The organism is Zobellella maritima (genome assembly GCF_003075035.1).
GTDB lineage: Bacteria > Pseudomonadota > Gammaproteobacteria > Enterobacterales > Aeromonadaceae > Oceanimonas > Oceanimonas maritima.
The window spans coordinates 250,564-273,731 of the sequence record NZ_QCZE01000001.1 but is presented as its reverse complement, the minus strand read 5'-3'; the positions used below and the strand labels follow the sequence as shown (position 1 = coordinate 273,731).

23 protein-coding genes, 1 pseudogene and 1 other annotated feature are annotated in these 23,168 nt (G+C 58.2%); of the genes and pseudogenes, 16 read left to right on the top strand and 8 right to left on the bottom strand.

Annotated elements, in window-relative coordinates:
• Positions 1–192: 192 nt before the first annotated feature.
• The 6 genes from DCS96_RS01220 to DCS96_RS01195 all read left to right on the top strand — a co-directional run bounded on the left by DCS96_RS01220 (position 193) and on the right by DCS96_RS01195 (position 6,131).
• Positions 193–1,035 carry a DUF72 domain-containing protein gene (locus DCS96_RS01220; RefSeq protein WP_116472561.1) on the top strand — a complete coding sequence of 281 codons (843 nt, stop codon included), beginning with the start codon at positions 193–195 and terminating at the stop codon, positions 1,033–1,035.
• Positions 1,036–1,149: 114 nt separating this feature from the next.
• Entirely contained in the window at positions 1,150–1,878 is a 729-nt protein-coding gene (gene cmoA / locus DCS96_RS01215; protein ID WP_116472560.1) for a carboxy-S-adenosyl-L-methionine synthase CmoA, read from the top strand.
• Positions 1,875–2,879 carry a tRNA 5-methoxyuridine(34)/uridine 5-oxyacetic acid(34) synthase CmoB gene (gene cmoB, locus DCS96_RS01210; RefSeq protein WP_116472559.1) on the top strand — a complete coding sequence of 335 codons (1,005 nt, stop codon included), beginning with the start codon at positions 1,875–1,877 and terminating at the stop codon, positions 2,877–2,879. The genes cmoA and cmoB overlap by 4 nt, the downstream gene beginning before the upstream one ends.
• Positions 2,876–3,649 (top strand): ATP-dependent zinc protease family protein, encoded by a 774-nt coding sequence (locus tag DCS96_RS01205; protein ID WP_116472558.1) that lies wholly within the window; start codon positions 2,876–2,878, stop codon positions 3,647–3,649. The genes cmoB and DCS96_RS01205 overlap by 4 nt, the downstream gene beginning before the upstream one ends.
• A gap of 9 nt (positions 3,650–3,658) precedes the next feature.
• The gene (locus DCS96_RS01200; RefSeq protein WP_116472557.1) at positions 3,659–5,164 is read left to right on the top strand and encodes an inactive transglutaminase family protein; all 1,506 of its coding nucleotides are present in this window, start codon (positions 3,659–3,661) and stop codon (positions 5,162–5,164) included.
• 1 nt (position 5,165) lies between these two features.
• Positions 5,166–6,131 (top strand): alpha-L-glutamate ligase-like protein, encoded by a 966-nt coding sequence (locus DCS96_RS01195; RefSeq protein ID WP_116472556.1) that lies wholly within the window; start codon positions 5,166–5,168, stop codon positions 6,129–6,131.
• A gap of 488 nt (positions 6,132–6,619) precedes the next feature.
• Here DCS96_RS01195 and rluB read toward each other — a convergent pair whose 3' ends face one another.
• From rluB to rnm, 3 genes are read right to left on the bottom strand one after another with little or no spacing between them, the layout of a single operon-like run.
• On the bottom strand, positions 6,620–7,528 hold the full coding sequence (gene rluB / locus DCS96_RS01190; protein WP_116472555.1) for a 23S rRNA pseudouridine(2605) synthase RluB: 909 nt from the start codon (positions 7,526–7,528) through the stop codon (positions 6,620–6,622).
• 12 nt (positions 7,529–7,540) lie between these two features.
• The gene (locus DCS96_RS01185; protein ID WP_116472554.1) at positions 7,541–8,161 is read right to left on the bottom strand and encodes an L-threonylcarbamoyladenylate synthase; all 621 of its coding nucleotides are present in this window, start codon (positions 8,159–8,161) and stop codon (positions 7,541–7,543) included.
• A gap of 18 nt (positions 8,162–8,179) precedes the next feature.
• The gene (rnm, locus tag DCS96_RS01180) at positions 8,180–9,004 is read right to left on the bottom strand and encodes an RNase RNM (protein WP_116472553.1); all 825 of its coding nucleotides are present in this window, start codon (positions 9,002–9,004) and stop codon (positions 8,180–8,182) included.
• Between the two features lie 109 nt (positions 9,005–9,113).
• Positions 9,114–9,214, top strand: a sequence feature (Trp leader region).
• Between the two features lie 21 nt (positions 9,215–9,235).
• On the opposite strand from rnm, the gene DCS96_RS18475 reads away from it, so the two are divergent.
• From DCS96_RS18475 to trpA, 7 genes and pseudogenes are all read left to right on the top strand, one after another.
• Positions 9,236–9,376, top strand: a complete 141-nt coding sequence (locus DCS96_RS18475) for a hypothetical protein (RefSeq protein ID WP_157953549.1) — start codon at positions 9,236–9,238, stop codon at positions 9,374–9,376.
• Between the two features lie 18 nt (positions 9,377–9,394).
• Positions 9,395–10,945: an anthranilate synthase component 1 gene (locus DCS96_RS01175; RefSeq protein WP_116472552.1), complete on the top strand. Its 1,551-nt coding sequence runs from the start codon at positions 9,395–9,397 to the stop codon at positions 10,943–10,945.
• A pseudogene (locus DCS96_RS18740) lies at positions 10,938–11,534 on the top strand (aminodeoxychorismate/anthranilate synthase component II); the annotation flags it as partial. The gene DCS96_RS01175 and the pseudogene DCS96_RS18740, both read left to right, overlap by 8 nt.
• Positions 11,535–11,543: 9 nt before the next feature.
• Positions 11,544–12,539 carry an anthranilate phosphoribosyltransferase gene (gene trpD / locus DCS96_RS18735; protein WP_232818237.1) on the top strand — a complete coding sequence of 332 codons (996 nt, stop codon included), beginning with the start codon at positions 11,544–11,546 and terminating at the stop codon, positions 12,537–12,539.
• Positions 12,533–13,921: a bifunctional indole-3-glycerol-phosphate synthase TrpC/phosphoribosylanthranilate isomerase TrpF gene (gene trpCF / locus DCS96_RS01165; RefSeq protein ID WP_116472550.1), complete on the top strand. Its 1,389-nt coding sequence runs from the start codon at positions 12,533–12,535 to the stop codon at positions 13,919–13,921. Before trpD ends, trpCF begins: the two co-directional genes overlap by 7 nt.
• Positions 13,918–15,111, top strand: a complete 1,194-nt coding sequence (gene trpB, locus DCS96_RS01160) for a tryptophan synthase subunit beta (protein WP_116472549.1) — start codon at positions 13,918–13,920, stop codon at positions 15,109–15,111. The genes trpCF and trpB overlap by 4 nt, the downstream gene beginning before the upstream one ends.
• Positions 15,108–15,917: a tryptophan synthase subunit alpha gene (trpA, locus tag DCS96_RS01155; protein ID WP_116472548.1), complete on the top strand. Its 810-nt coding sequence runs from the start codon at positions 15,108–15,110 to the stop codon at positions 15,915–15,917. Before trpB ends, trpA begins: the two co-directional genes overlap by 4 nt.
• Before the next feature lie 315 nt (positions 15,918–16,232).
• Here the strand turns inward: trpA and DCS96_RS01150 are convergent, their stop codons facing one another.
• From DCS96_RS01150 to DCS96_RS01135, 5 genes are all read right to left on the bottom strand, one after another.
• Entirely contained in the window at positions 16,233–17,393 is a 1,161-nt protein-coding gene (locus tag DCS96_RS01150; protein WP_232818158.1) for a type II toxin-antitoxin system HipA family toxin, read from the bottom strand.
• A 132-nt stretch (positions 17,394–17,525) separates the two neighbouring features.
• A complete protein-coding gene (locus DCS96_RS01145; RefSeq protein WP_232818157.1) occupies positions 17,526–17,828 on the bottom strand; it encodes a helix-turn-helix domain-containing protein in 303 nt (100 codons plus the stop codon).
• Between the two features lie 181 nt (positions 17,829–18,009).
• Complete coding sequence (locus DCS96_RS01140; protein ID WP_232818156.1) at positions 18,010–18,387, bottom strand: nucleoside deaminase; 378 nt, start codon at positions 18,385–18,387, stop codon at positions 18,010–18,012.
• Positions 18,371–18,505 carry a tRNA-specific adenosine deaminase gene (locus DCS96_RS18905; RefSeq protein ID WP_269801889.1) on the bottom strand — a complete coding sequence of 45 codons (135 nt, stop codon included), beginning with the start codon at positions 18,503–18,505 and terminating at the stop codon, positions 18,371–18,373. The genes DCS96_RS01140 and DCS96_RS18905 overlap by 17 nt, the downstream gene beginning before the upstream one ends.
• A gap of 174 nt (positions 18,506–18,679) precedes the next feature.
• On the bottom strand, positions 18,680–18,898 hold the full coding sequence (locus tag DCS96_RS01135) for a hypothetical protein (RefSeq protein WP_157953548.1): 219 nt from the start codon (positions 18,896–18,898) through the stop codon (positions 18,680–18,682).
• A gap of 123 nt (positions 18,899–19,021) precedes the next feature.
• Between DCS96_RS01135 and DCS96_RS01130 the strand changes: the two genes are divergently transcribed.
• The 3 genes from DCS96_RS01130 (at position 19,022) to DCS96_RS01120 (ending at position 23,163) form a co-directional block, all read left to right on the top strand.
• Entirely contained in the window at positions 19,022–19,567 is a 546-nt protein-coding gene (locus DCS96_RS01130; RefSeq protein WP_116472545.1) for a TetR/AcrR family transcriptional regulator, read from the top strand.
• Positions 19,568–19,780: 213 nt separating this feature from the next.
• A complete protein-coding gene (locus DCS96_RS01125) occupies positions 19,781–20,002 on the top strand; it encodes a hypothetical protein (protein WP_232818155.1) in 222 nt (73 codons plus the stop codon).
• Positions 20,003–20,019: 17 nt separating this feature from the next.
• Positions 20,020–23,163 carry a DUF3427 domain-containing protein gene (locus DCS96_RS01120; RefSeq protein ID WP_116472544.1) on the top strand — a complete coding sequence of 1,048 codons (3,144 nt, stop codon included), beginning with the start codon at positions 20,020–20,022 and terminating at the stop codon, positions 23,161–23,163.
• Positions 23,164–23,168: the final 5 nt, after the last annotated feature.

Sequence of the window (23,168 nt, the reverse complement as noted above, 5' to 3'; positions counted from 1 at the left end):
GTAAAATCTTACCGCGAAGCGGTAACTTTTAGCCGTCAGCTATAAGCTGAAAGCCATAGAGTGGTTGGTGTATTCAGTGCTGCGGTTGTAGGTCCGGTAAGGCCGGCAGACTGCGCATCATGTCGGGCCGGCCTCGGTATTACTATCACTGCCGTGCGGCTTCCGGCTTCAAGCTATGTTTTCAGGAGTTATATGCCATTATATCTGGGCCTCAGCCAATGGTCCCATCCCGCCTGGCCTGGTCAACTGCTGAGCAAGGGCCTGAAAACCGGTGAACATCTGGCCGACTATAGCGGCGTGTTCAACACGGTGGAAGGCAATACCAGCTTCTATGGCGTGCCCGACACCGCCAGCCTGCGGCGTTGGGACAACCAGACCCCGGACGCGTTTCGCTTCACCTTCAAGTTTCCCTCCTCCATCAGCCACCGGGGACAACTGGCGGAGAATACGGCCGCGGCGCTGGATTTTATCAACCAGCTGGCGCCCCTGCACCACAAGCTGGGGTTGCTGATGCTGCAGCTGCCCGGCACGACGGGACCGGAGCAGCTCGACGGCCTGGATCGGTTGCTGGCCACCCTGCCGCCTTCTTTCAATTATGGGGTGGAAGTCCGCCACCCGGCGTTTTTCGCCAAGGGCGAAGCTGAACGACGACTCAACCGGCTGTTGATCCGCCATGGGGCCAACCGCATCATCATGGACTCGCGGCCGGTATTTTCCTGTCCGCCCGACACCCCGGCCCTGCTTGAGGCCCAGTCGAAAAAACCCAGGGTGCCGGTGCACATCATAGGTACCGGTGCGTCACCGGTTGTCCGTTTTATCGGCCACCCCGACCCGGCACGGAACAGTTCCTTCTGGAAACCCTGGCTGCCACACATTAATCATTGGCTGAAACAGGACAAAGCAGTCTATCTGTTTGTGCATACCGCCGATAACCGCCAGGCACCGGATTTGGCCGCCCGTCTGGCGCAAACCCTTGGTCATCCTTTGGCTGAATTTCCGGGTCGACACCAGGCCGGCCAGGGTCAATTATTTTAATAAAATTTTGCGGTCGGCCCCGAGCTGGCCAGAAGACAAACAGCAATGCTTCTTTTACAATGCGGGCCAATTTGCGCAGCCATCTGCGCCATAAGCCAAGGTTGTTTGTTATACATGCACGAAAAAGATCATATTTTTGCCGCACCCATCGCCCAGCTTGGCGACTTCTGCTTCGACCAGCGCGTTGCGGAGGTCTTCCCGGACATGATCAAACGATCCGTCCCCGGATACTCCAATATCATTTCCGCCATCGGCATGATGACCGTCCGCTTTGCCCAGCCCGACAGCCAGCTCTATGATCTGGGCTGCTCGCTGGGCGCAGCCACCCAGGAAATGCGCCGCAACCTGACCCGGCCGGGCTGCAAGATTATCGCGGTCGACAACTCTCCCGCCATGCTGGAGCGGGCACAGAATCACCTGGCCAGTTTCAAGTCGGATGTCGAGGTAGAGCTGCAGCAGGCCGATATCTGCGATCTGCAGATCGAAAACGCGTCTGTAGTGGTGCTCAACTTTACCCTGCAGTTTATCGATCCTGCCCGGCGCGAAGCCCTGCTGGCCAACATCTACCGGGGACTCAACCCCGGGGGCATACTGATCCTGAGCGAGAAATTCCTGAGCCCCGACAACCAGGTCAACGAGCTACTGATCGATTTGCATCACGACTTCAAGCGGGCCAACGGCTACAGCGAACTGGAAATCAGCCAGAAGCGCAATGCCCTGGAAAACGTGATGCGACCGGACACCCCCGAGCTGCATAAGGCCCGCCTGGCCCGGGTCGGTTTCCAGCATGTGGACATGTGGTTCCAGTGCTTCAATTTTGGCTCCATGGTCGCCATCAAATGATTGATTTCAGCAATTTTTACCAAAGGATTGCCAAGAGTCGCCTGCAACACTGGCTGCATACCCTGCCTGCCCAGCTGCACGAATGGCAAAAGCTGCACCTGCACGGGGAGTTTGCCCGCTGGGTGCGCGCCCTGCACAAACTGCCCAACATCACCACCGACCATATCGAGCTGACCGACGGCGTCACCATCGGCCGCCCCGGTGAAGTCAGCGCTGGCGAGCAGAAGAAGATCGAGAGCCTGTTGCGTCAGTTTCATCCCTGGCGCAAGGGCCCCTACCATATCCACGGCATCCATATCGACACCGAATGGCGTTCCGACTGGAAATGGGACCGGCTGAAAGCCCATATCAGCCCGCTACAGCATCGATATGTACTGGATGTGGGCTGCGGCAGCGGCTATCACATGTGGCGCATGGCCGGTGCCGGTGCCAAGCTGGTGGTAGGCATAGATCCGTCACAGCTGTTTTTATGCCAGTTCGAAGCCGTGCGTCATTTTGCCAATGCCTATCAGGGCGTCCAGCTACTACCCTTGGGTATTGAGGAATTACCTGAACTCAGGGCCTTCGATACGGTGTTTTCCATGGGCGTGCTCTACCACAGACGCTCGCCGATAGATCACCTACTGCAACTCAAGGCCCAGCTGCGCGCCGGCGGTGAGCTGGTGTTGGAAACCCTGGTCATCGACGGCAATGAGCACCAGGTACTGGTACCCGGTGAACGCTACGGAAAAATGCGCAATGTCTGGTTTATTCCCAGCACCCGGGCACTGGTGGGCTGGCTGGAAAAGTGCGGTTTTGAACAGATACGGGTAGTAGATGAAAGCCTGACAACAGTAGATGAACAGCGCAGTACCGACTGGATGCGTAACGAATCGCTGACCGACTACCTCGATCCAGCGGATCCGGGCAAAACTATAGAAGGCTATCCGGCGCCCAAACGGGCCATTATCGTCGCCACCAAGCCCGCCGATAGCCAACAGACAGCAAGAGGGGAAATATGAACAAAGCCGTGATATCACTGTTGTTACCACTGGCGCTGACAGGCTGCGCCCTGCAATCCGGACAGGAAGAGCCGCCATTGCCCGCACCGGTGACCGAGGATCAGCTGGAGGCTTCCCTCAACAGCCTGGAGAGCCGGCTGACCGCGACCATGTTTAACCAGAATACCCAGCTTAGTGCCAACCATCATGCCTATATGAAGGCACTGCAACAGGAGATAAGATCCTTGAAAAAGCGCATAGTGACGCCTCCCCCGTCGCCCACGCAACAGCCGCCGGCTTCTCCTGCGGCAAAAAACACCGACGATTACCCCCATGACGAAACCCGGGACGGCAAGCTGATCGTCGGGGAAACCGAAGATGTCTGGCTGGAGGCGGTCAATGACATCTTCCCGGCGCGTATCGATACCGGCGCCACCACCTCTTCGCTCAGCGCCAAAGACATCACCGTATTCGAGCGGGACGGCAAGCGCTGGGTCAGCTTTAGCATGGCCCATGAAGGCGTGGCCGAAGAGCTGATTGTAGAAACCCCCCTGGTGCGGCGGGTACGTATCCGCCAGGCATCCGCCGATGACAGTGAGCGCCGCCCGGTGGTGGCACTGACCATGCGAATCGGCAGGCTGTCGGAAAAGACCGAGTTTACCCTGACCGATCGCTCCCAGATGTCCTACCCGATATTGCTGGGTCGCGAATTTTTGAAAGACATCGCCGTGGTGGATATTGCCCGTCAGAACGTACAGGGCACCCCCAGGCGTCCCAAAGCCTCCGAGTAAGTAGGTTATATGTACTCACGCAAGCCGTTTTATCTGATTGTTGCCGCCCTGTTTATCGTCGGGCTGGCCATGATGCTGCATCGCCACTTCGTCTATGAAGTGCCCTGGCTGCCGGGTGAAAAACGCCAGATATGGTCGATTGAAGCCAAGGTGGAATTTGAAGCCTCGGGTAACCCAATCAAGGCCTCGCTGGCCATTCCCGGCAGCCAGCCCGGCTTTACCCTGATGAACGAGTCCGCCGCATCTCCCGGCTATGGCCTGTCATTTGTCGACGCCACCGGCGATACCCGGGCGGAATGGTCGATTCGGACAGCAGACGGACCCCAGGAGCTGTATTACAAGGTCGACATGATGCGGGATCCCTTTGCCAAGGAACTGCTCTCGACCGAGATCCCCGAGGTCCAAGGCGTGACCGTGGCCGAGCCCTACGCCACCGCCATGGATCAGGTACTGGCGGCGGCCCAGGAAAGATCCGCCGATGGCATCACCCTGACCCGGGAGCTGCTCAAGGAGCTGTCCAACAAGGGGCAGAATGCCGAGCTGCTTGCCCAGTACAAGACCCCAGGCAAGCTGCTGCTGGATCTGCTCAACCGGGCGGATGTACCGGCCCGGCTGCTGAAGGGCCTGGAGCTGGAAGACGGCCGCCGCCGTCAGCCGCTGGTCGATATACTGCAGGTATATGAAGGGGAACGTTACGAAATATTCAACCCCATCACCGGCAAGCAGGGACAGCAGGACAACCTGCTGCTGTGGGAATACCATTCGGCACCGGTGCTGGATCTGGTGGGCGGCTCCAACTCCCGGGTGACCTTCACCATGCTGGAGCAGGAGCGGCCGGTCAATGTCGCCCTGGCCCAGAAATTCGATGAGCCGGACTGGATCAACGTGTCCCTGTATAACCTGCCCCTGGAAGAACAGGCGCTGTTCAAGGGCATACTGCTGATCCCCATAGGGGTGCTGATGGTAGTGTTCCTACGCATCATCGTCGGGGTAAAGACCTCGGGCACCTTTATGCCGGTACTGATCGCCATGGCCTTTATCCAGACCAGCCTGCTCACCGGTCTGGTCGGCTTCCTGCTGATCGTCGGCACCGGCCTGATATTGCGCTCCTACCTGTCGCACCTCAACCTGCTGCTGGTGGCACGAATATCGGCGGTGATCATCATGGTGATCGGTATCATCGGCTTCTTCAGTATCGTTGCCTATCAGCTGGGGCTGACCCAAGGCATGAAGATCACCTTCTTCCCAATGATCATCCTGGCCTGGACCATAGAGCGGATGTCCATCCTGTGGGAGGAAGAGGGCGTCAAGGAAGTGGTCAAGCAGGGCGGCGGCTCACTGCTGGTGGCGGTGGCCGCCTTCCTGGCGATGAACAACGAACTGATCCGCCACCTCACCTTCAACTTCCTGGGATTGCAGCTGGTGGTGATGGCCGCGGTACTGGTACTGGGTAACTACACCGGCTACCGTCTGCTGGAGCTGAAGCGGTTCAAACCCCTGGTGAGCGGTGACTGATATGCTCAGGAATATCTTCAAGGAATATGCCTCTCCCTTTGCCCTGCGTCGCATGGGCATCATGGGCATGAACAAGCGCAACATTTCCTATATCAGCCGCTATAACCCGCGCCGGCTCTATCCACTGGTGGATAACAAGCTGCACACCAAGCGCATCTCCCTGGATGCGGGCGTTACCGTGCCCGAGCTGATCGGGGTGGTGGAATACCAACACCAGGTATCTCACCTGTGGGAGATGATCAAGGACTGGCCCGGTTTCTGTATCAAGCCGGCCAAGGGCTCGGGCGGCAAGGGCATACTGGTGATCGAGCGCCATGACCGGGAGCGCTTCGTCAAACCCAGCGGCAAGGAAGAAACCATTGGGGATCTGGAGCGGCATATCTCCAATATCCTCGCCGGCCTGTTCTCCCTGGGGGGCAAGCCGGATGTGGCGCTGATCGAGGCGTTGATCAACTTCGACGATGTGTTCGACGGCTTTTCCTTCGAGGGCGTCCCCGACACTCGTATCATCGTCTTCAAGGGCTTTCCGATCATGGCCATGATGCGGCTGTCGACCGAAGCCTCTGACGGCAAGGCCAACCTGCACCAGGGGGCGGTGGGCGTCGGGCTGGATATCAACACCGGGCGGGCCATCCGCGCCGTTCAGCACAACCTGCCGATCCGATATCATCCGGACACGGGCCGGGACCTGCTGGAGCTCAAGGTGCCCTATTGGGAAGAGATGCTCAGCCTGGCATCTTCCTGCTATGAAATGTCCGGCCTGGGCTATATCGGCACCGATATGGTACTGGACAAGCAGAAGGGGCCCATGCTGCTGGAGCTGAATGCCCGCCCCGGGCTGGCAATCCAGACCGCCAACGGCGCCGGCCTGGTACCCCGACTCCGGAAGATCGAAAAAATGGGCCGGGATATCAAGATGACCCCGGAGCAGCGCGTGGAGTTTTCCCGCCGGGAATTCGCAGTCTGATCCCATCGCCCCGGGCCTCCTACCGGGCAATGTTCTGGTTTCCATGCTGCGCGTAGGAACCAGGCTCCCTTCTATCAGGTTCCCGCGGGATTCCCCCTGCCAAAGGGCCGACCTTTGTGTGAGCGCCGACCTTGGCTCGATGATAGTTGGCCGGGATTATCGGCCAGGGGCTGGGTTCTCATTTTTTGATGGCCTGTCGGCCAACTCGCCGCGGGGTCGCGCCTCCCACAAGGGCTGGCCTCGGTGCGATAATAGTTGGCAGGGTTCCCATATTTTGATGGCCTTCGGCCATATCACCGCGGGGTCGCGCCTCCCACAGGCCTGAAGACTGGTGAAAATGCCTGATGGCCTGGGCCAATCGCCCCGGGGTCGGGCCTTCGACAAAAGAGCAGACCCACAAGAGCATTCAATGATCAAAAACGGCGCAGGAGCCGAACCCCCTGCGCCGTTTTATCTTGCCGCTTCTGGCTTAGCGCCTGAAGCCGTCTTTACATACGGGTCTTGCGCTTCTGGCGCTGACCCGGGCTGCGCGGACGGGCCGGGGTTTCTTTCTTCTGGGTGCCCTTGACCCGCGAGTTGTGTTTACGCACCGCCTTGCGGATCTGGGCTACCTGCTTGTAACGCTCGGAGGCATGCACATCCACCTTGCTGCGGGCTTCCTCATCCAGACCCACTTCCTTGCGCAGGTAGTTTACCTGCTCCAGCGGCAGCTCGGCCCAGCCGCCACGCGGCAGGGTACGCGGCAGCTCTATCTTGCCGTAACGGACCCGGATCAACCGGCTAACCTGCACATCCTGGGATTCCCACAACCGACGAACTTCCCGGTTGCGGCCTTCCTTCAGGGTGACATGGAACCAGTGGTTCATGCCCTCGCCGCCGCTGTATTTCAGGGTTTCGAACTTGGCCAGGCCGTCTTCCAGCATCACGCCCTTGCGCAGCCGTTGCAGCATGGCCTCGTTCACCTCGCCGAATACCCGCACCGCGTATTCCCGGTCGATTTCATGGCGGGGATGCATCAGCCGGTTGGCCAACTCACCATCGGTGGTAAACAACAGCAGCCCCGAGGTATTGACATCCAGCCGGCCGACGGCCACCCAGCGGGCACCCTGCAGCTTGGGCAGGCGGTCAAATACGGTCGGCCGGCCTTCCGGATCCTTGCGGGTGCTGACCTCGCCTTCGGGCTTGTGATAGGCCAGCACCTGGCAGACGATCTCCGCCGGGGCCTGGGTTTCCACCACATGGCCGTCGACCCGGATGTTTTCGGAGCCGGTCACCCGATCCCCCAGCTTGGCCACCTGGCCATTGACGCTGACCCGACCGTGGCTGATCAGCTCTTCAATCTCGCGGCGCGAACCTTTACCGGCGCGGGCCAGTACTTTCTGTAATTTTTCAGTCATTGCAATCTGGCCTTACTCAAAGGGGCGGACATCGCCGGCGCCCTGGCGCACGATAATCGGCGTTTCATCATATAAATCGATGACGGTGGTGGGTTTGGGATCCAGCACGCCGCCGTCGATAATCAGGTTAACCTGCTTTTCCAGCCGCTGGCGGATCAGCTGGGGATCGTATTCCGCCTCTTGCTCCCCGGGCAGGATCAGGCTGCAGGACATCAAGGGCTCGCCCAGGGCCTCGAGCAGTGCCAGGCTGATGGCATGATCCGGCACCCGCAGGCCGATGGTCTTGCGCTTGGGATTCTGCAGCCGCTTGGGGACTTCCTTGGTGGCCCGCAGGATAAAAGTATAGGCGCCGGGGGTATTGTTTTTCATCAGCCGAAACACGGAATTCTCGACTCGGGCGTAAAACGACAGTTCGGACAGATCCCGGCACACCAGGGTAAAGTTGTGATCCTTTTCAATCTTGCGAATGCGGCAGATTTGCTCCATGGCCCCCTTGTCGCCCACCAGGCAACCGAGGGCATAACCGGAGTCGGTGGGATACACCAGCACCCCGCCCTGGCGCACTATGGCCACCGCCTGATTGATCAGTCGGGGCTGGGGGTTGTCTGGATGGATTTCAAAAAATTGACTCATAATTCCTCCCGGAATGATTTAGATAAAACGCGTCCATACTGGCGTGGCTTCCTTGGGTAGCCATAATTGCCGTCCCAGCTCCCGCCACTGGCTGGGAAAATGAAAATCGGATCCCACCGAAGCCGCCAGCCGATGTTCCTTGCTCCATTGACCCAACGTAGCACGTTCCTGGGGACTCTGCTGGGCCATGGAGACCTCCATGGCATCGCCGCCGGCCGCAGCAAAATCCGCCAGCAACCGCTTGATCCACTTGTTCGACAGCTCGTAGCGGGTCGGGTGGGCAACCACTGCCACCCCACCCGCCTGCTGGATAGTGCCGACCGCCTCGGCCAATGAACACCAGGCCGGCGGCACATAGCCCGGGTTGCCCCGGCTCAGGTATTTCCTGAATACCTTGCCCATGTTGTCGGCCGCCCCTTGGCTCAGCAGCCAGCGCGCCATATGGGTACGGGTGATGGGGGCATCCCCGGCCAATGCCCGGGCCCCCTCATAGCCCCCCGGGAACCGGGCCCTGGCCAGCCGCTCGCCCATCAGCTGCGCCCGCGCTTCGCGCCGCTGCTGCTGTTCATCAAGCAGTTGGAGGAGTGGCCCGTGCTGCGGATCGATATTCAGGCCAACCACATGAATTTCCTTGCTTTCCCACAGACAGGAAATCTCCACCCCGTCGATCAGACGGACCCCGTGAAGTTCGGCTGCCTGCCGGGCCTCGGCCAGCCCGGCCACCGTATCGTGGTCGGTCAGGGCCAGCACATCCACTTCTTTTTCCGCAGCCCGGGCCAGCAGCTCGGCGGGGCTGAGCTGACCATCCGAGGCGGTGGAATGGCTGTGCAGATCGATACGCATAAAAAATCCTGTGGTTGGGGTTGACTTGCCCCCCTGATTATCGTTTTACTATGTCCAGTTTCTGATTAACGAGATGAGCGTGATGAACCGGCAATTTTCCACTCTGACCATTTGGTGGTGGCACACTCCCTGAAGCGGGTGGTGTGATTTGCTGTGTTTGTTTTACGATCAGCGAAAACCAAAAGCCCGCAACCATGCGGGCTTTTTTATTATCCAGCAAAAGGTGATCCGATGAAACCGACAAGCGGTATTTTTTGGCGATGGCTGACCCAACAACCGTTTTTCACGCCGGTACAGCCGTCGTTTATCAGCATTACCGACAATGACATTGCCAGTCAGGTCATCAGACAGATACCCGATGACCGCAACTAACAGCAAAAGGAATCCATAATGGCGCAAGGTCAGCTCCAGGTTTTATCGCAAGAAGCCCCCTATACCGATGATCCGCTCGCGTTATTCGCAGCCCTCACCCAACCCGGCGACAACAGCGTATTGCTGGAATCCGCCGAAATTGACACCAAATCGGGCACCCAGAGCCTGCTGATGCTGGACGCCTGTGTGCGCCTGGTATGCCGGCACCATCAGGTAACCCTGACAGCCCTCAATGCCAACGGCCTGCCCGCCCTGGATCTGGTTGAAGAGACGCTCGGCGGCAAACGCACCGAGCAGCAGCTGGTGGTTACCCTGCCCCAGGCCGATGCCAACCTGGACGAAGACAGCCGCCTCAAGGCCCCGTCCGTGCTGCACACCCTGCGCCTTATTCTGACCCGCTTCACCGCCAGCCAGGGCCAGCAGCATCTGTTTATGGCCGGCACCTTCTCTTACGATCTGATTGCCTCCTTCGAACAGCTGCCGGACGTTTCCGAGGGCATCAACACCTGCCCCGACTTCTGTTTCTACCTGGCCGAAACCCTGATAACCCTGGATCACAAGCAGGAAACAGGCCGGTTGTCTGCCTGTGTCTTCCACCCGACCGAACAGCCCCGCTTGCAGGTTCGGCTGGATCAACTGGCCCACGCCTGCGCTCAGCAACACCCGGAACCCACAGCCGGCGAGCGACTCGAGGGCAAGATACAGGCCAGCAAGAGCGATGCCGAATTCAGGGCCGACGTGGTCAACCTGAAAGAACACATCCTGGCGGGTGATATTTTCCAGGTAGTGCCATCGCGCAGCTTCAGCCTGTCCTGCCCGAGCCCGCTGGCCGCCTACCGCAAGCTCAAACAAACCAATCCCAGCCCTTACATGTTCTATGTCAACGATCAGGACTTCATCCTGTTCGGTGCCAGCCCCGAGAGCTCGGTCAAGTTTGACCACAGCAACCGTCAGGTGGAAATGTACCCTATTGCCGGTACCCGCAAGCGCGGCTTCAACCCGGACGGCAGCATCAACCTGGATCTGGACGGCCGTATCGAGCTGGATCTGCGCCAGGACGAAAAGGAAACCGCCGAGCACCTGATGCTGGTTGACCTGGCACGCAACGATATCGCCCGCATTTGCGAGCCCGGCAGCCGTTATGTGAAGGATCTGCTCAGCGTTGATCGCTACAGCCACGTAATGCACCTGGTGTCGCGGGTGGTGGGTACCCTTCGCCACGACCTGGACGCCCTGCACGGCTATCAGGCCTGCATGAACATGGGCACCCTGACCGGCGCCCCCAAGATTAGTGCCAGCGAACTGATCCGCCAGGTGGAACAGCAACGCCGAGGCAGCTATGGCGGTGCCGTGGGCTACGTTAACGGCCTGGGCGACATGGACACCTGCATCGTCATCCGCTCCGCCTTTGTCAGCAACGGTGTAGCCCACGTGCAGGCCGGCGCCGGCGTGGTCTATGACTCATCCCCCCAGTCGGAAGCCGACGAAACCCGCAACAAGGCCGCAGCGGTACTCAATGCCATCGCCCTGGCCCACGGCACCACACTGGCGGAGGTAAGCCATGACTAATACCATTTTTTTGCTGGATAACTACGACTCCTTCACCTACAACCTGGTGGATCAGTTTCGTACCCTGGGTGCCACCGTTAAGGTATATCGCAACACGGTACCGGTGGCGCAACTCGTCGCCGCCATGGAGCAAGGTGAGCTGCAAGGCGAGCGGCCCATACTGGTGCTCTCGCCAGGCCCCGGCATTCCCAGCGAAGCCGGTAATATGCCGGCCCTCATTAATGCCTGCATCGGCCGCTTCCCCATCCTGGGCATTTGCCTTGGTCATCAGGCCCTGGTGGAGCACTACGGCGGCATCGTGGAAAGCGCCGGTGAAATCAAGCACGGCAAGACCTCGCTTATCAGCCATAACGGCCAGGGGGTGTTTGCCAACCTGTCCAACCCACTACCGGTGGCCCGTTATCACTCGCTGGTGGGCACCAAAATCCCCAGCACCTTGCCGGTCATCGCCGACTACCATGGCATGACCATGGCGGTACAGGATACCGCCAAGCGGGTATTGGGATTTCAATTCCATCCCGAATCCATCATGACCACAGAGGGAGCACAGCTTTTGTCCCAAAGCCTGGCCTTTTTAAGCGCGCCGGAAACCAAAGCCATGGAGCAGCTGTATCGCGGCGAGCATATTAGCCGCAACCAGGCCAAGGCCTTGTTTGGTGAGCTGATCAAGGGCGACATGGATCAGATGACCATGGCCTCTTTGCTGACCGTGCTGAAAATGAAAGGCGAAACGCCGGATGAAATTGCCGGTGCGGCTCAGGCCTTGCTGGAGGCCGCCTCGCCCTTCCCCCGGCCCGACTACGCCTTTTGCGACATCGTCGGCACCGGTGGCGATGGCATGAACATCATAAACGTGTCGACCACCTCGGCACTGGTGGCCGCCGCCTGCGGCATAAAAGTAGCCAAGCACGGCAACCGCGGCGTGTCTTCCAAATCCGGTTCTTCCGACCTGCTTGAGCAACTGGGTATCGACCTGAACATGAGCCCGGAGCGTGCCCGCCACTGCCTGGATGAAGTAAACGCCTGTTTCCTGTTTGCCCCCAACTACCACGGTGGCATGCGCAATGCCATGCCGGTGCGCCAGGCCCTGAAAACCCGCACTATCTTCAACGTGCTGGGCCCACTGGTCAACCCGGCCCGGCCCGACTTTATGCTGCTGGGGGTCTATTCCGAGCATCTGGTGCGCCCCATTGCCGACACCCTGCTGACCATGGGCCTGAAACGCGGCATGGTCGTACATGGCAGCGGCCTGGATGAAGTCGCCATTCACGGCCCCACCACGGTGGCGGAAATCAACAACGGCGTGATCAGCGAATACAGCATCACGCCCGAAGAGCTGGGCCTGGAGCGTTACCCTATCAGCGCCATTGCCGGCGGCGAGCCCAGTGAAAACAAGGCCATTACCTTAAACCTGCTGCAAGGCGGGGGCACGCCGGCCCAACAAGGCGTGATTGCCATGAACGTGGCGCCGCTATTGGTGATGAGCGGTCAGGCCGAGACCTTAAAAGAAGCGGTTAGCCAGGTGCTGGCTGTGTTAAAGTCGGGCAAAGCCATGGAAGTAGTCAAGAAACTGGCGGAGTTAAGTCAATGCTAAACACGGTACTCGGCAAAATCGTCGCCGACAAGAAAACCTGGGTGGAAGCCCGCAAGCAGAGCCAGCCGCTGACAGAATTCGAAGCCTCGCTGGTGCCCAGCGAGCGCCACTTCGAGGCCGCCCTGGCGGCCGGCAAGCCGGCTTTTATCCTTGAGTGCAAGAAGGCGTCGCCCTCCAAGGGCCTGATCCGCGAAGACTTCAACCCGGAAGCCATCGCCGATACCTACGGCCGTTACGCCTCGGCCATTTCGGTACTCACCGACGAGAAATACTTTCAGGGCCGGTTCGAATACGTTACCCAGGTGCGCAGCCGGGTCAGCCAACCGGTGATCTGCAAGGACTTCATCATAGATCCCTACCAGATCAAGCTGGCCCGTCACTACCAGGCCGACGCCATCCTGCTGATGCTGTCGGTGGTCGACGACAACCAGTATCGCGAGCTTGCCGCCGTGGCCAAATCCCTGAACATGGGGGTGCTCACCGAAGTTATAAGCCCGGAAGAAGTACAGCGGGCCATTGCGCTGGATGCCAAGGTGATCGGCATCAATAACCGCGATCTGCGCGATTTGAGCATAGATCTCGAGCGTACACGGGTGCTTTCCGCGATGATCCCCGAGGATCGCATTGTCATATCCGAATCCGGCATCTACCGGCACAGCCAGGTGAAGGAGCTGTCTGCCCATGCGGACGGCTTCCTGGTGGGCAGCTCGCTGATGGCCGAAACAGATCTGGATATGGCCGCCCGTCGGCTGATCCTGGGTGACAACAAGGTCTGCGGCCTGACCCGTCCCCAGGACGCCGCCGCCGCCTACCAGGCCGGCGCCGCGTTCGGCGGCCTGATCTTCGTGGCAGGGAGCCCCCGCTGCGTGGATATCAATCAGGCCCGGACCGTGATGGCCGCCGCCCCGCTCAACTATGTGGGCGTGTTCAGAAACCGGCCCCAGGCAGAGGTGGCGAGTACCGCCCGTGAACTGGGCCTCTCTGCGGTCCAGCTGCACGGCCAGGAAGACGACGCCTATATCGGTGAACTGAAACAGCAACTGCCCGAAATATCTGTGTGGAAAGCGGTGCCGGTAAGCGATGCCCTGCCGCCCCTGCCACAGCAGGCCGATCGCCTGCTGTTCGATACCCAGGCGGGCGGCCAGAGCGGCGGCACCGGCCAGGCCTTTGACTGGTCACTGCTGGCCGAGACAGACAAATCCACCGCCATGCTGGCCGGCGGCCTGAGCCCGGTGAATGCCGCCGCCGCCGCCGCCCTGGGCTGCATCGGCCTGGACCTGAATTCCGGCGTGGAGAGCGCCCCCGGCCAGAAAGACCCGGCCAAGCTGAACACCGCCTTCGCAACTCTGAGACATTACGGACGCAGGATAACTACACTATGAGCCTATTGAACCCCTTTTTCGGCGATTTTGGCGGCATGTATGTGCCCCAGATCCTGATGCCGGCCCTGCTGCAGCTGGAGCAGGCCTTTGTTGACGCCGAGCAGGATCCTGAATTCGAGCGGGAATTCCGCTCACTGCTGGCCGAATACGCCGGCCGCCCCACCCCGCTGACCCGGGTGCGCAACCTGGCCGCCAACACCAGGACCCGCATCTATCTGAAGCGGGAAGACTTGTTGCACGGTGGCGCCCACAAGACCAACCAGGTGCTGGGCCAGGCGCTGCTTGCCAAGCGCATGGGCAAAACCGAGATCATCGCCGAAACCGGCGCCGGTCAGCATGGGGTCGCCACCGCCCTGGCCTGTGCCCTGCTCGGCCTGAAATGCCGGGTATACATGGGCGCCAAGGACTGCGAACGCCAGAAGCCCAATGTATTCCGCATGAAGCTGATGGGTGCCGAGGTGATACCGGTGCATTCCGGCTCCGCCACCCTCAAAGATGCCTGCACCGAGGCACTGCGTGACTGGGCCGCCAACTATGACCACGCCCACTACCTGCTGGGCACAGCCGCCGGTCCGCATCCCTTCCCTACCATAGTGCGCGAGTTCCAGCGCATGATCGGTGAAGAAGCCAAGGTGCAAATAGTTGAGCACGAAGCGCGCCTGCCCGATGCGGTCATCGCCTGTGTGGGCGGCGGCTCCAACGCCATCGGCCTGTTTGCCGACTTTATCGATGAAGAAAACGTCAAACTGATCGGCGTGGAGCCCGCCGGCAAGGGCATTCATACCGGCGAGCACGGCGCCACCCTGGGTGAGGGCAGCAAGGGTGTGTTCTTCGGCATGCTGTCGCTGATGATGCACGACGAAGACGGCCAGGTGGAGGAATCCTACTCCGTTTCTGCCGGGCTCGACTTCCCCTCGGTCGGCCCCCAGCACGCGTTTCTTGCCACCACCGGCCGGGCCCAGTACGTGTCGGTGACCGACGATGAAGCCCTCGACGCCTTCCAGGCCCTGGCCCGCAACGAAGGCATCATACCGGCGTTGGAGTCTTCCCACGCCCTGGCCTATGCCCTGAAAATGGCCGAGGCCGAGCCGGAGAAAGAGCAGGTGCTGGTGGTCAACCTGTCCGGCCGTGGCGACAAGGACATCTTTACCGTCGCCGATATTCTGGAACAGCAAGGAGAAATCAAATGAGCCGCTACGACCGCCTGTTTGACCGCCTGAAGGCCGCCGGCGAAGGCGCCTTCGTACCCTTTGTCACCCTCGGCGACCCCACTCCGGAGCACTCGCTCAAGGTGATCGACGCCCTGGTGGCCGGCGGCGCCGACGCCCTGGAGCTGGGCATTCCCTTCTCCGATCCCATCGCCGACGGCCCCACCATACAGGCCGCCACCCTGCGCGCCCGGGGGGCCGGCACCCGTACCCAGACCTGCTTCGACATGCTCGCCCGGGTTCGGGAAAAGTACCCCGAACTGCCCATCGGCCTGTTGGTATATGCCAACCTGGTCTATGCGCCGGGGATGGACAGCTTCTACAGCCGGGCCGCCCAGGCGGGGGTGGACTCGGTGCTGGTGGCGGATGTACCGCTGGAAATGGCAGAGCCTTTCAAGGCCGCCGCCGACCGGGCCGGTATAGAAACCATCTTTATCGCGCCGCCCAACGGTGACGAAACGACCCTCAAGGCCGTGGCCGAAAACGGCTCCGGCTATACCTATCTGCTGAGCCGCGCCGGGGTGACCGGCACCGAAACCAAGGCCGGCAAGCCGGTAGACACCCTGCTGGCCACCCTCAAGCAGTACAATGCGCCGCCTTCGCTGCTGGGCTTTGGTATCTCCACTCCGGAACAAGTGCGCGACGCCATTGCCTCCGGCGCTGCCGGTGCCATCTCCGGCTCGGCCGTGGTCAAGATCATCGAACAGCACCTGGACACCCCCCAGGCCATGCTCGACGCCCTGACCGCCTTCGTGAAAGAGATGAAGGCCGCGACTAAACCAAGCTAAAATCGGGAAGCTGGAAGAAAAGACAAAAAGCCGTAGGCGGTTCTGCCTACGGCTTTTTTGTTTCCGCTGTCCCTTTATTCTACCGATGGCGCCGGAGCGCCCCTCCCCCTTGGCTGCGGCCTAACAGGCACAACAGCGGGGCTACCCCAGGGGGAGGCTGGAAGGGGGGGCGCTTTAGGCCAAATTGCAGGCCCTGTAGCACCCATTCATGCGGCGCAAATAAACAGGCCCCACAACGTTCTTGCTGGCCCGTTTCAACGAGGAGATTACCCGAGTAAATTCAGGCCTACAGACGCGAAGGTGTTGGCCAATAATTTAACTTGGCAATCTGTTGGCCTGACGAAGTAAGCCATCAAAGATGGATTGACTGATGTTCCTGGAAAAGCCTGAAGGTAACCGAGCGTCTATGTCGGCAATAACCGACTCTGTCTGCTGCTTCATCATCGTCAGCATCTCCCCAACCCTGTCTGGTGAATACCCCACCCGCTCTGCCGTACTCAACAAATGACGTGGACCGATTGAAGCCCAGTGAAAATGACGATTTTTTCCGAGAAAAGCCATTGCCATCTTAGCTTTACGTGGATGAATAGACTTGGCTGACATGAAAGGGTAAGCGGAAATCATGTCATAAAGCGGCGTCATCCGATATGCACTGTAGGGCTCGATGAACACACTGAAGTTCTTGGCATGGCCATCTATGGCCGCCAGCATCCAGAACAGGATCTGGCTCTTTAAAAATGAGTCTCTATCCTGAGTGGCTTGCTGTGACCCTTTCAGCAATTCCATGCCTGAAGCAATGCCCGGGCCTCCATCCGATTCATACTTTAATGCCGGAGACACACCCAAAGCCTGACAAAAATCTTCCTGAGGCAAGCGCATCAGCCAACTGCCGTCCCTGGACCAGCGCCGATCAAACCGATCAACCACAAGTACACGCTGATCTTCAAAGCGCGCCAGATTCGCATTCGCTGTCGGCAAACCAAACCCCTTGGCAATTTGCAGGCATAGCCATTCGTTTTCAGCACTTTCACTGAGATCGATATGATGTTGAGCAAGATAACCGATCGGAAGCTTAAAAATATGACTGGTTGGGGTGCTGCCAGATGGGCGGTGCCACTGCTCCTTGTACCATAACAGTGCCGTTTTTTCCTGAGCTCCCGCCATGGATATACGGAAATCGTCCGTTTCTGCAACCATCCCCAGAGGTGCGGCCAGATAACCTTTCAACAGCCGGGCTATTTCTGCGTCTTCGAGAGGATCGGCTGTAATGATATTGACCGGAGGAATATTGCTATCCTCGGGATATAGTTGAATCGCACCAATACAATCCCGGCCGATACTGGCCAATAGATCAAACGGTTGCTTGGTTGGCACCTTGAAACGTGCCTGCATTCGAGTGCGGATAGCATCGCTGTCTGGCAGCAGGTTATCGAAAAAATTATAAACAACGTCACCGCTGTAAAGCCGTTCAGACAAAGGCAACGACAAGGAAATGGAACGCGCACTGGGCTGAGCCAGCCAATGCGTGTCATAGCATGGCACCGGATCTCTGCCTCTGCAATGTACCAACGACGATGCCATTAAGTGCTACGGTTAGCCGGGCCATAGCTACCACTCCTGTTCCCATCCAGCGTTATTGCTCGGCTGATCCCTTTCTGCAAGATGCAGTTCCAGCCCCATTTCAGACAACAGCTTGAACAGGGTTTCCAACTTGGTGCCATCCGGATTATTTTCAAACGCGGAAATCGTCGATTGTTTGATAGCAGCCTGCTCAGCCAGAGCCTGCTGGCTGAGTTTGCGTTTTTTACGCTCATCCCGAATCGCATGAGCCAGCATATTGGCGGTAGTAATACGCAAATTATCCCCTCCAGCAAATAAAACAACTTTAACCGCTATAGGGGGTAAAATCAATATTACCCCCTTCAAGGGATAACTTAAGCATTACCGGTGTTCCACCCCGTAGGCACCCATTCATGCGCCGCGCGCCCTCAGCAGATATCGGAGACTGTTTGCAGCCGGCGCTTTAGCTGCCGGAACAGGCCATGCCCAATCATCGGACACAACACCAACCCCAGCTGGTTTGACTGACAGCTTACGGCTTACCGCTATCCTCGATCCCAAAATACAGCCTGTGCAATTCACGTATTTGCTCGGCCAGCTCGGGCACCGGGCCCTCAACTTCAATTTCCGGCGCCACCTCGTTAATGGACAGCGGTTTCACCGGCGACGGCGGCAACCCCCACTCACTACACCAGCCCGCAAACTGTTCGGCCGAGCTGACATAGACAATACGACCCAGGCCCGCCCAGGCATGAGCGGCGGCGCACATGGGGCAATGCTCGCCCGACGTATAGAGGGTAGAGCGAGCCCGCTCGGTTTCGCTCAAGTGCTCGGCGGCCCAGCGTGCCAACGCAATTTCCGGGTGCCAGGTGGGTTCATGGCTGTGAATACGGTTATGATCCTCTGCCAATATCGCCCCCCTCGGCCGACACCAGCACGGAGCCAAAGGGCATATCACCGCCGGCCAGCGCCTCCTCCGCCAGGGCCACACAACGCTGTAAAAACCGTAAATCCCCTTGATTGATCATCAACATTACCTCCACATTGCGCCTTATGGTTGAGCATAATCCCTCGCTGCCCGCCATGATAGCGCCCAACGCCGGCAGTGGGTTGTGGCGACCGGCCAGATGCAATAAAAACGCCGTATCGGGCCAGCCGAACGGCGTTTGAGATATAAGGCTTAAAGCAGCCCGGCTTTTGGGCTAGCCTGACGGCAGCCCCTGGTTTCCGGCTTTGGAGCCAGAGTGAAACACGCCTTCCTTCAGCGCCTGCCAGGCCTCCCCGCGACCGATCACCAGCAACAACAGAATGGCTCCCGGCACCAGTACCAGCTTGAGAATGGGCCCGACCAGATAACAGTAAAACAGCATGAAAGGCATATAGACCAGCGTTGCCAATAGCCGCAGTATCAGGGTTTTCATTATCACCTCCGAAAAATGAGCGCGCTCAAAAATAAACTGAGCGCGCTCATTTATCAACTGTTTCCGTTGAAAACCCCGACGGGCTTGTTAGCATGTCGTCACATCCGCATGCCAGACACTAAAATGACCACCACCAAGAAGCAGCTCACCCGGGAGAAGATCCTCAGCGCCGCTTGGCAGCTTTTTCGCCGGCAGGGCTACCCCGACACCAGCACCCGCCAGATCGCCCGCAAGGCCGGGGTCGCAGACGGCACCGTGTTCAGCCACTTCCCCACCAAGCTGGACATGCTCAAGGCAGGCATGCTGACCCAGGTCGACCAGGTACTGGCCAGGGCTCGTCAAGAAGATAACAACGACACACCGAGCCAACGGCTGTTACACCATGCCGGCTTTCTGTATGGATTTTATGCGGATAACCGGGAATTCAGCCGGGAACTGTTCAAAGAGGCCATCTGGCAATACGACTACTTTCGCCCACAACTGGACGACTTCAAGCGACAGCTGTTTACCGACCCGGCCGGCTACAACGAACTGGATGCGGAGATCATGATGGACTGCTACTTCATGACCCTGCTCCACGGCCTGAACCGGCCCGACACCAGCTGCGAGCAGATGTTAACCGAGCTGGAAGCAAAGCTGACCCGTTTGTTCCACGATGCCGATGGTTAATTTTCGGCGAATCAGGGCCAGATTTTTCCGTAGACCACGGGGCCTGTCACCGGCTTCTGATAAGCCACAGCTATTTGATACCAGTTCATGCCCTCCGTGCCCGTCAATACAATGCCCCAGTCTTCCATTAAAGAATAATCACCGTTAATGTGGGCCCACTTTGGGCCTCTGATACTTGCCAGCGGCCTTTCCTAAAACGACGGCAATCATCTGTTGCTGGAATGGATAACCCCGCAAAGCGCCGGCTCCATCAGCAACCAGACCCTGGCCATAGAGCGGCAGGACGAATCCGGCGACTGCCAGTACCAGCTGCGGGTGGTGAAGAAGAATCCGGACGACAGCTATCGGCTGCACGCCACCAACCCGGATTATGAAGACATGACCGCCACCGACGAGATGAAACCATTTGCACGGTTTATGGCTGTAATTAAATAAAAATAATAAGGAACAAGATGAAAGCACCACTGGCACAGGGACTGTACGACCTGCTCATCACTCGGGAAGTAACACAGGCACTGGCAGAAAGCGGGCTCACAGCTCAACCCGAAGAACTAAACCCGGTGTTTAGTCACGAACGTCTGGCCGATGTTCTGGCAGAGCAGCTCTCTCGGCTATTGTCCGGTATCAGGGGTGATAAACAAACCAAGGTGAAGACTCAGGCCGAGCTTATCAATGACATCCTGCAATATTCCCGCCAGCGTCTAAACCAGGATGAAGCCCCTGATCTGCTATGCACACCTCCCCAGGTGCTGCGCTCCCTTTATCCTGCCAAGCAGAAGCCGGAGTTGCCTGCCATCGGTCTAGCCCAGCCCTGGTTATTTACCGCCGGTAAAGACTCTCCCTCCCTGTTACATGAGCTGACCGCCGAGTTGGCATCATGCAACAGCGTGGATATTCTGGTGAGCTTTATCACCGTATCTGGGGTGCGCAAAATAATCGAAGTGCTTAAGCTGATCACCAGCACAAATGCCAAGGGGCAAAGCCAGGCCAACATTCGCATTCTCACCACCACCTATATCGGTGCTACCGAGCAAAAGGCATTGGATACACTGGCTCGATTACCCAATTGTGAAGTTCGGGTATCACTCGACGGCCGCCGTACCCGGCTACATGCCAAGGCCTGGATCTTTGAGCGGGAAACCGGCTTTGGCTCCGCTTATGTGGGCAGTGCCAACTTATCCGGGGCGGCTCTGATGGGAGGGCTGGAATGGACGGTTAAGTTCACCGAAAAGGGCCAGAACCAACTCTACCAACGGGCGCAGGCGCATTTTGAAACCCTGTGGGAGGATGGTGAGTTTCAACCTTATAACCCGGACAACCAGACTCACCGACACGAGCTGGAAAAAGCGCTCAAACGTGAATCAGGCCGAGAGCTGATTGCGACACCTACCTTCTTCGATATCGAGCCCAAGCCTTTTCAGATAGACATTCTGGAGCAGTTGGCAAACGAACGAGCCCATGGTCGAATACGCAATCTGCTGGTGGCAGCCACCGGTACCGGCAAAACTGTGATGGCCGCCTTCGACTACCGTCGTCTGGCCCGCAAACTAGGTGGGTTACCACGGCTGCTGTTTGTTGCCCACCGTAAAGAGTTGTTGATACAGGCCATGGGTACCTTTCGGTTGGTATTACGCGAGGCGGAGTTTGGTGATCTCTTTACCGGTGAACATCAACCGAAGCAGGATCAGCACCTGTTCGCTACCATTCAAAGCCTGAATACCCGCAAGCTGGTCTCTCTGCATACCGCAGATTACTGGCATATGGTGGTTATCGATGAGTGCCACAGAATTGAGGCAAAAAGCTTTGAGCAGCTACTCACTACCTTGAAGCCTGCTTGTTTGCTTGGGCTAACCGCTACCCCCGAACGTACCGACGGCAAGAATATCCTGCGCCATTTTGATAACCGGCCAGACGGCTCACCGGCAGCCCAATTACGCCTGTGGCAGGCATTGGATCTGCAACTGTTGGCACCCTTCGAATATTATGCCTGTGACGATAATACAGACTACAGCAAGATCCCTTGGCAACAAGCCAACGAGCTCAAGGCCCTAGACAATCTGCTTACCGGCAACCATATTCGTGCTGCGGCGGTGATCCGCGCCTGGCAGCAGTTGGTAGATGATCCCCGGCGCGGCAAAACCCTGGTATTTTGCGTGAGTATTCCTCATGCGAAGTTTATGGCCGATCAGTTTGAAAACGCCGGCATCATCGCCAGGGTGATCACAGGTAAAAGTACCGTTAAAGAGCGCAGAGATCTGCCCAAGCAGCTGGAACGTGGCGAGATCCACGCCATCGTGACTGTAGATCTCTATAATGAAGGGGTCGATCTTCCTTTTGTCGATACCTTACTGTTATTACGGCCCACCCAAAGTGCCACTCTGTTTCAACAGCAAATCGGTCGCGGTCTTCGTCCATCCGAGGGTAAGGAAAGCTGCCTGATCCTGGATTTTGTCGGCCAGCATAAAGAAGGATTCCGCTTCGATATACTCTACAGCGCTATTACCGGACTGTCACGCCGTGAAGTAATCGAAAGTATAGAGAATGGATTTGGCCGGCTGCCCAGTGGCTGCCATATCCAGCTACAAAAACAAGCCAGGGAACATATTCTTGGCAGCCTGGAACAGACACTTAATCAGAACTGGCGTCGATTGCAGCAAGAACTACATACCTATGTCAGCCTGACCGGCAATCGCCAGGTCACACTGGGGGATTTTCTTAACGAACAGCAGCTGGAGCTGGATGATATCTATCGGCGTGATAAAAATGCTCGTCCGCTCGAAAACAGCGGTTGGACCAACCTGCGACGGGATGCCGGGCTACTTTCGGGAGAAGCTACCTCTGAGGAACGCTATTTCAGCCGCCGTCTGGGTAGCTTGCTACATCTGGACGACACTACACAGCTACAGCTTATCCACCAGGTAGCCGAGAGTCCAGCTCGTTACGTTATCAATGATGAGCAGCAACGACAGCGACTGCAGATGCTGGCATACCAGATAGATGGCCAACAAAGCCAGGTCGGTTCGCCCCAAGACTTTCTCGAGCGATTGGCTCAAGCACCGACTGTGTGTAATGAGCTGGTTCAACTCAGCAACTACCTGGATGCGAAAACGCAGCATCAATACCTACCCTTGCCAGGGTTGGAACATACCCCTCTTAAATTACATGCTGCCTATCAGAGCCGGGAAGTTCTCACCGCCGTCGGTTTTCTTACCGCAGAAAAGCGTATGCCGTTTCAGGCCGGTGTACTGACACTCAGAGAGAAAAAAACCGAGTTACTGTTCGTGACGCTGGACAAAAGCACGGCGCTACACGAAGGCGTTGCCTATAACGACTACGCCATCAGCCAGCACCAGTTTCACTGGCAATCCCAGAACAGTGCCGGACCCAACACTCCAGCCGGACGTCGTTACATTGAAAGTGAAACCAATGGCTGGCGTTTCCAACTGTTTGTTCGCACCAATAAAAATGCCCCCTACCGCACCTGCGGCCCAGTGCATTTTATGCGCTATCATGGCAGCAAGCCGATGAATATCACCTGGCGGCTGGAGCACCCACTGCCGGTAAGGCTGTTCAAGGAGTTCAGTGTGTTGGGCTAATACTG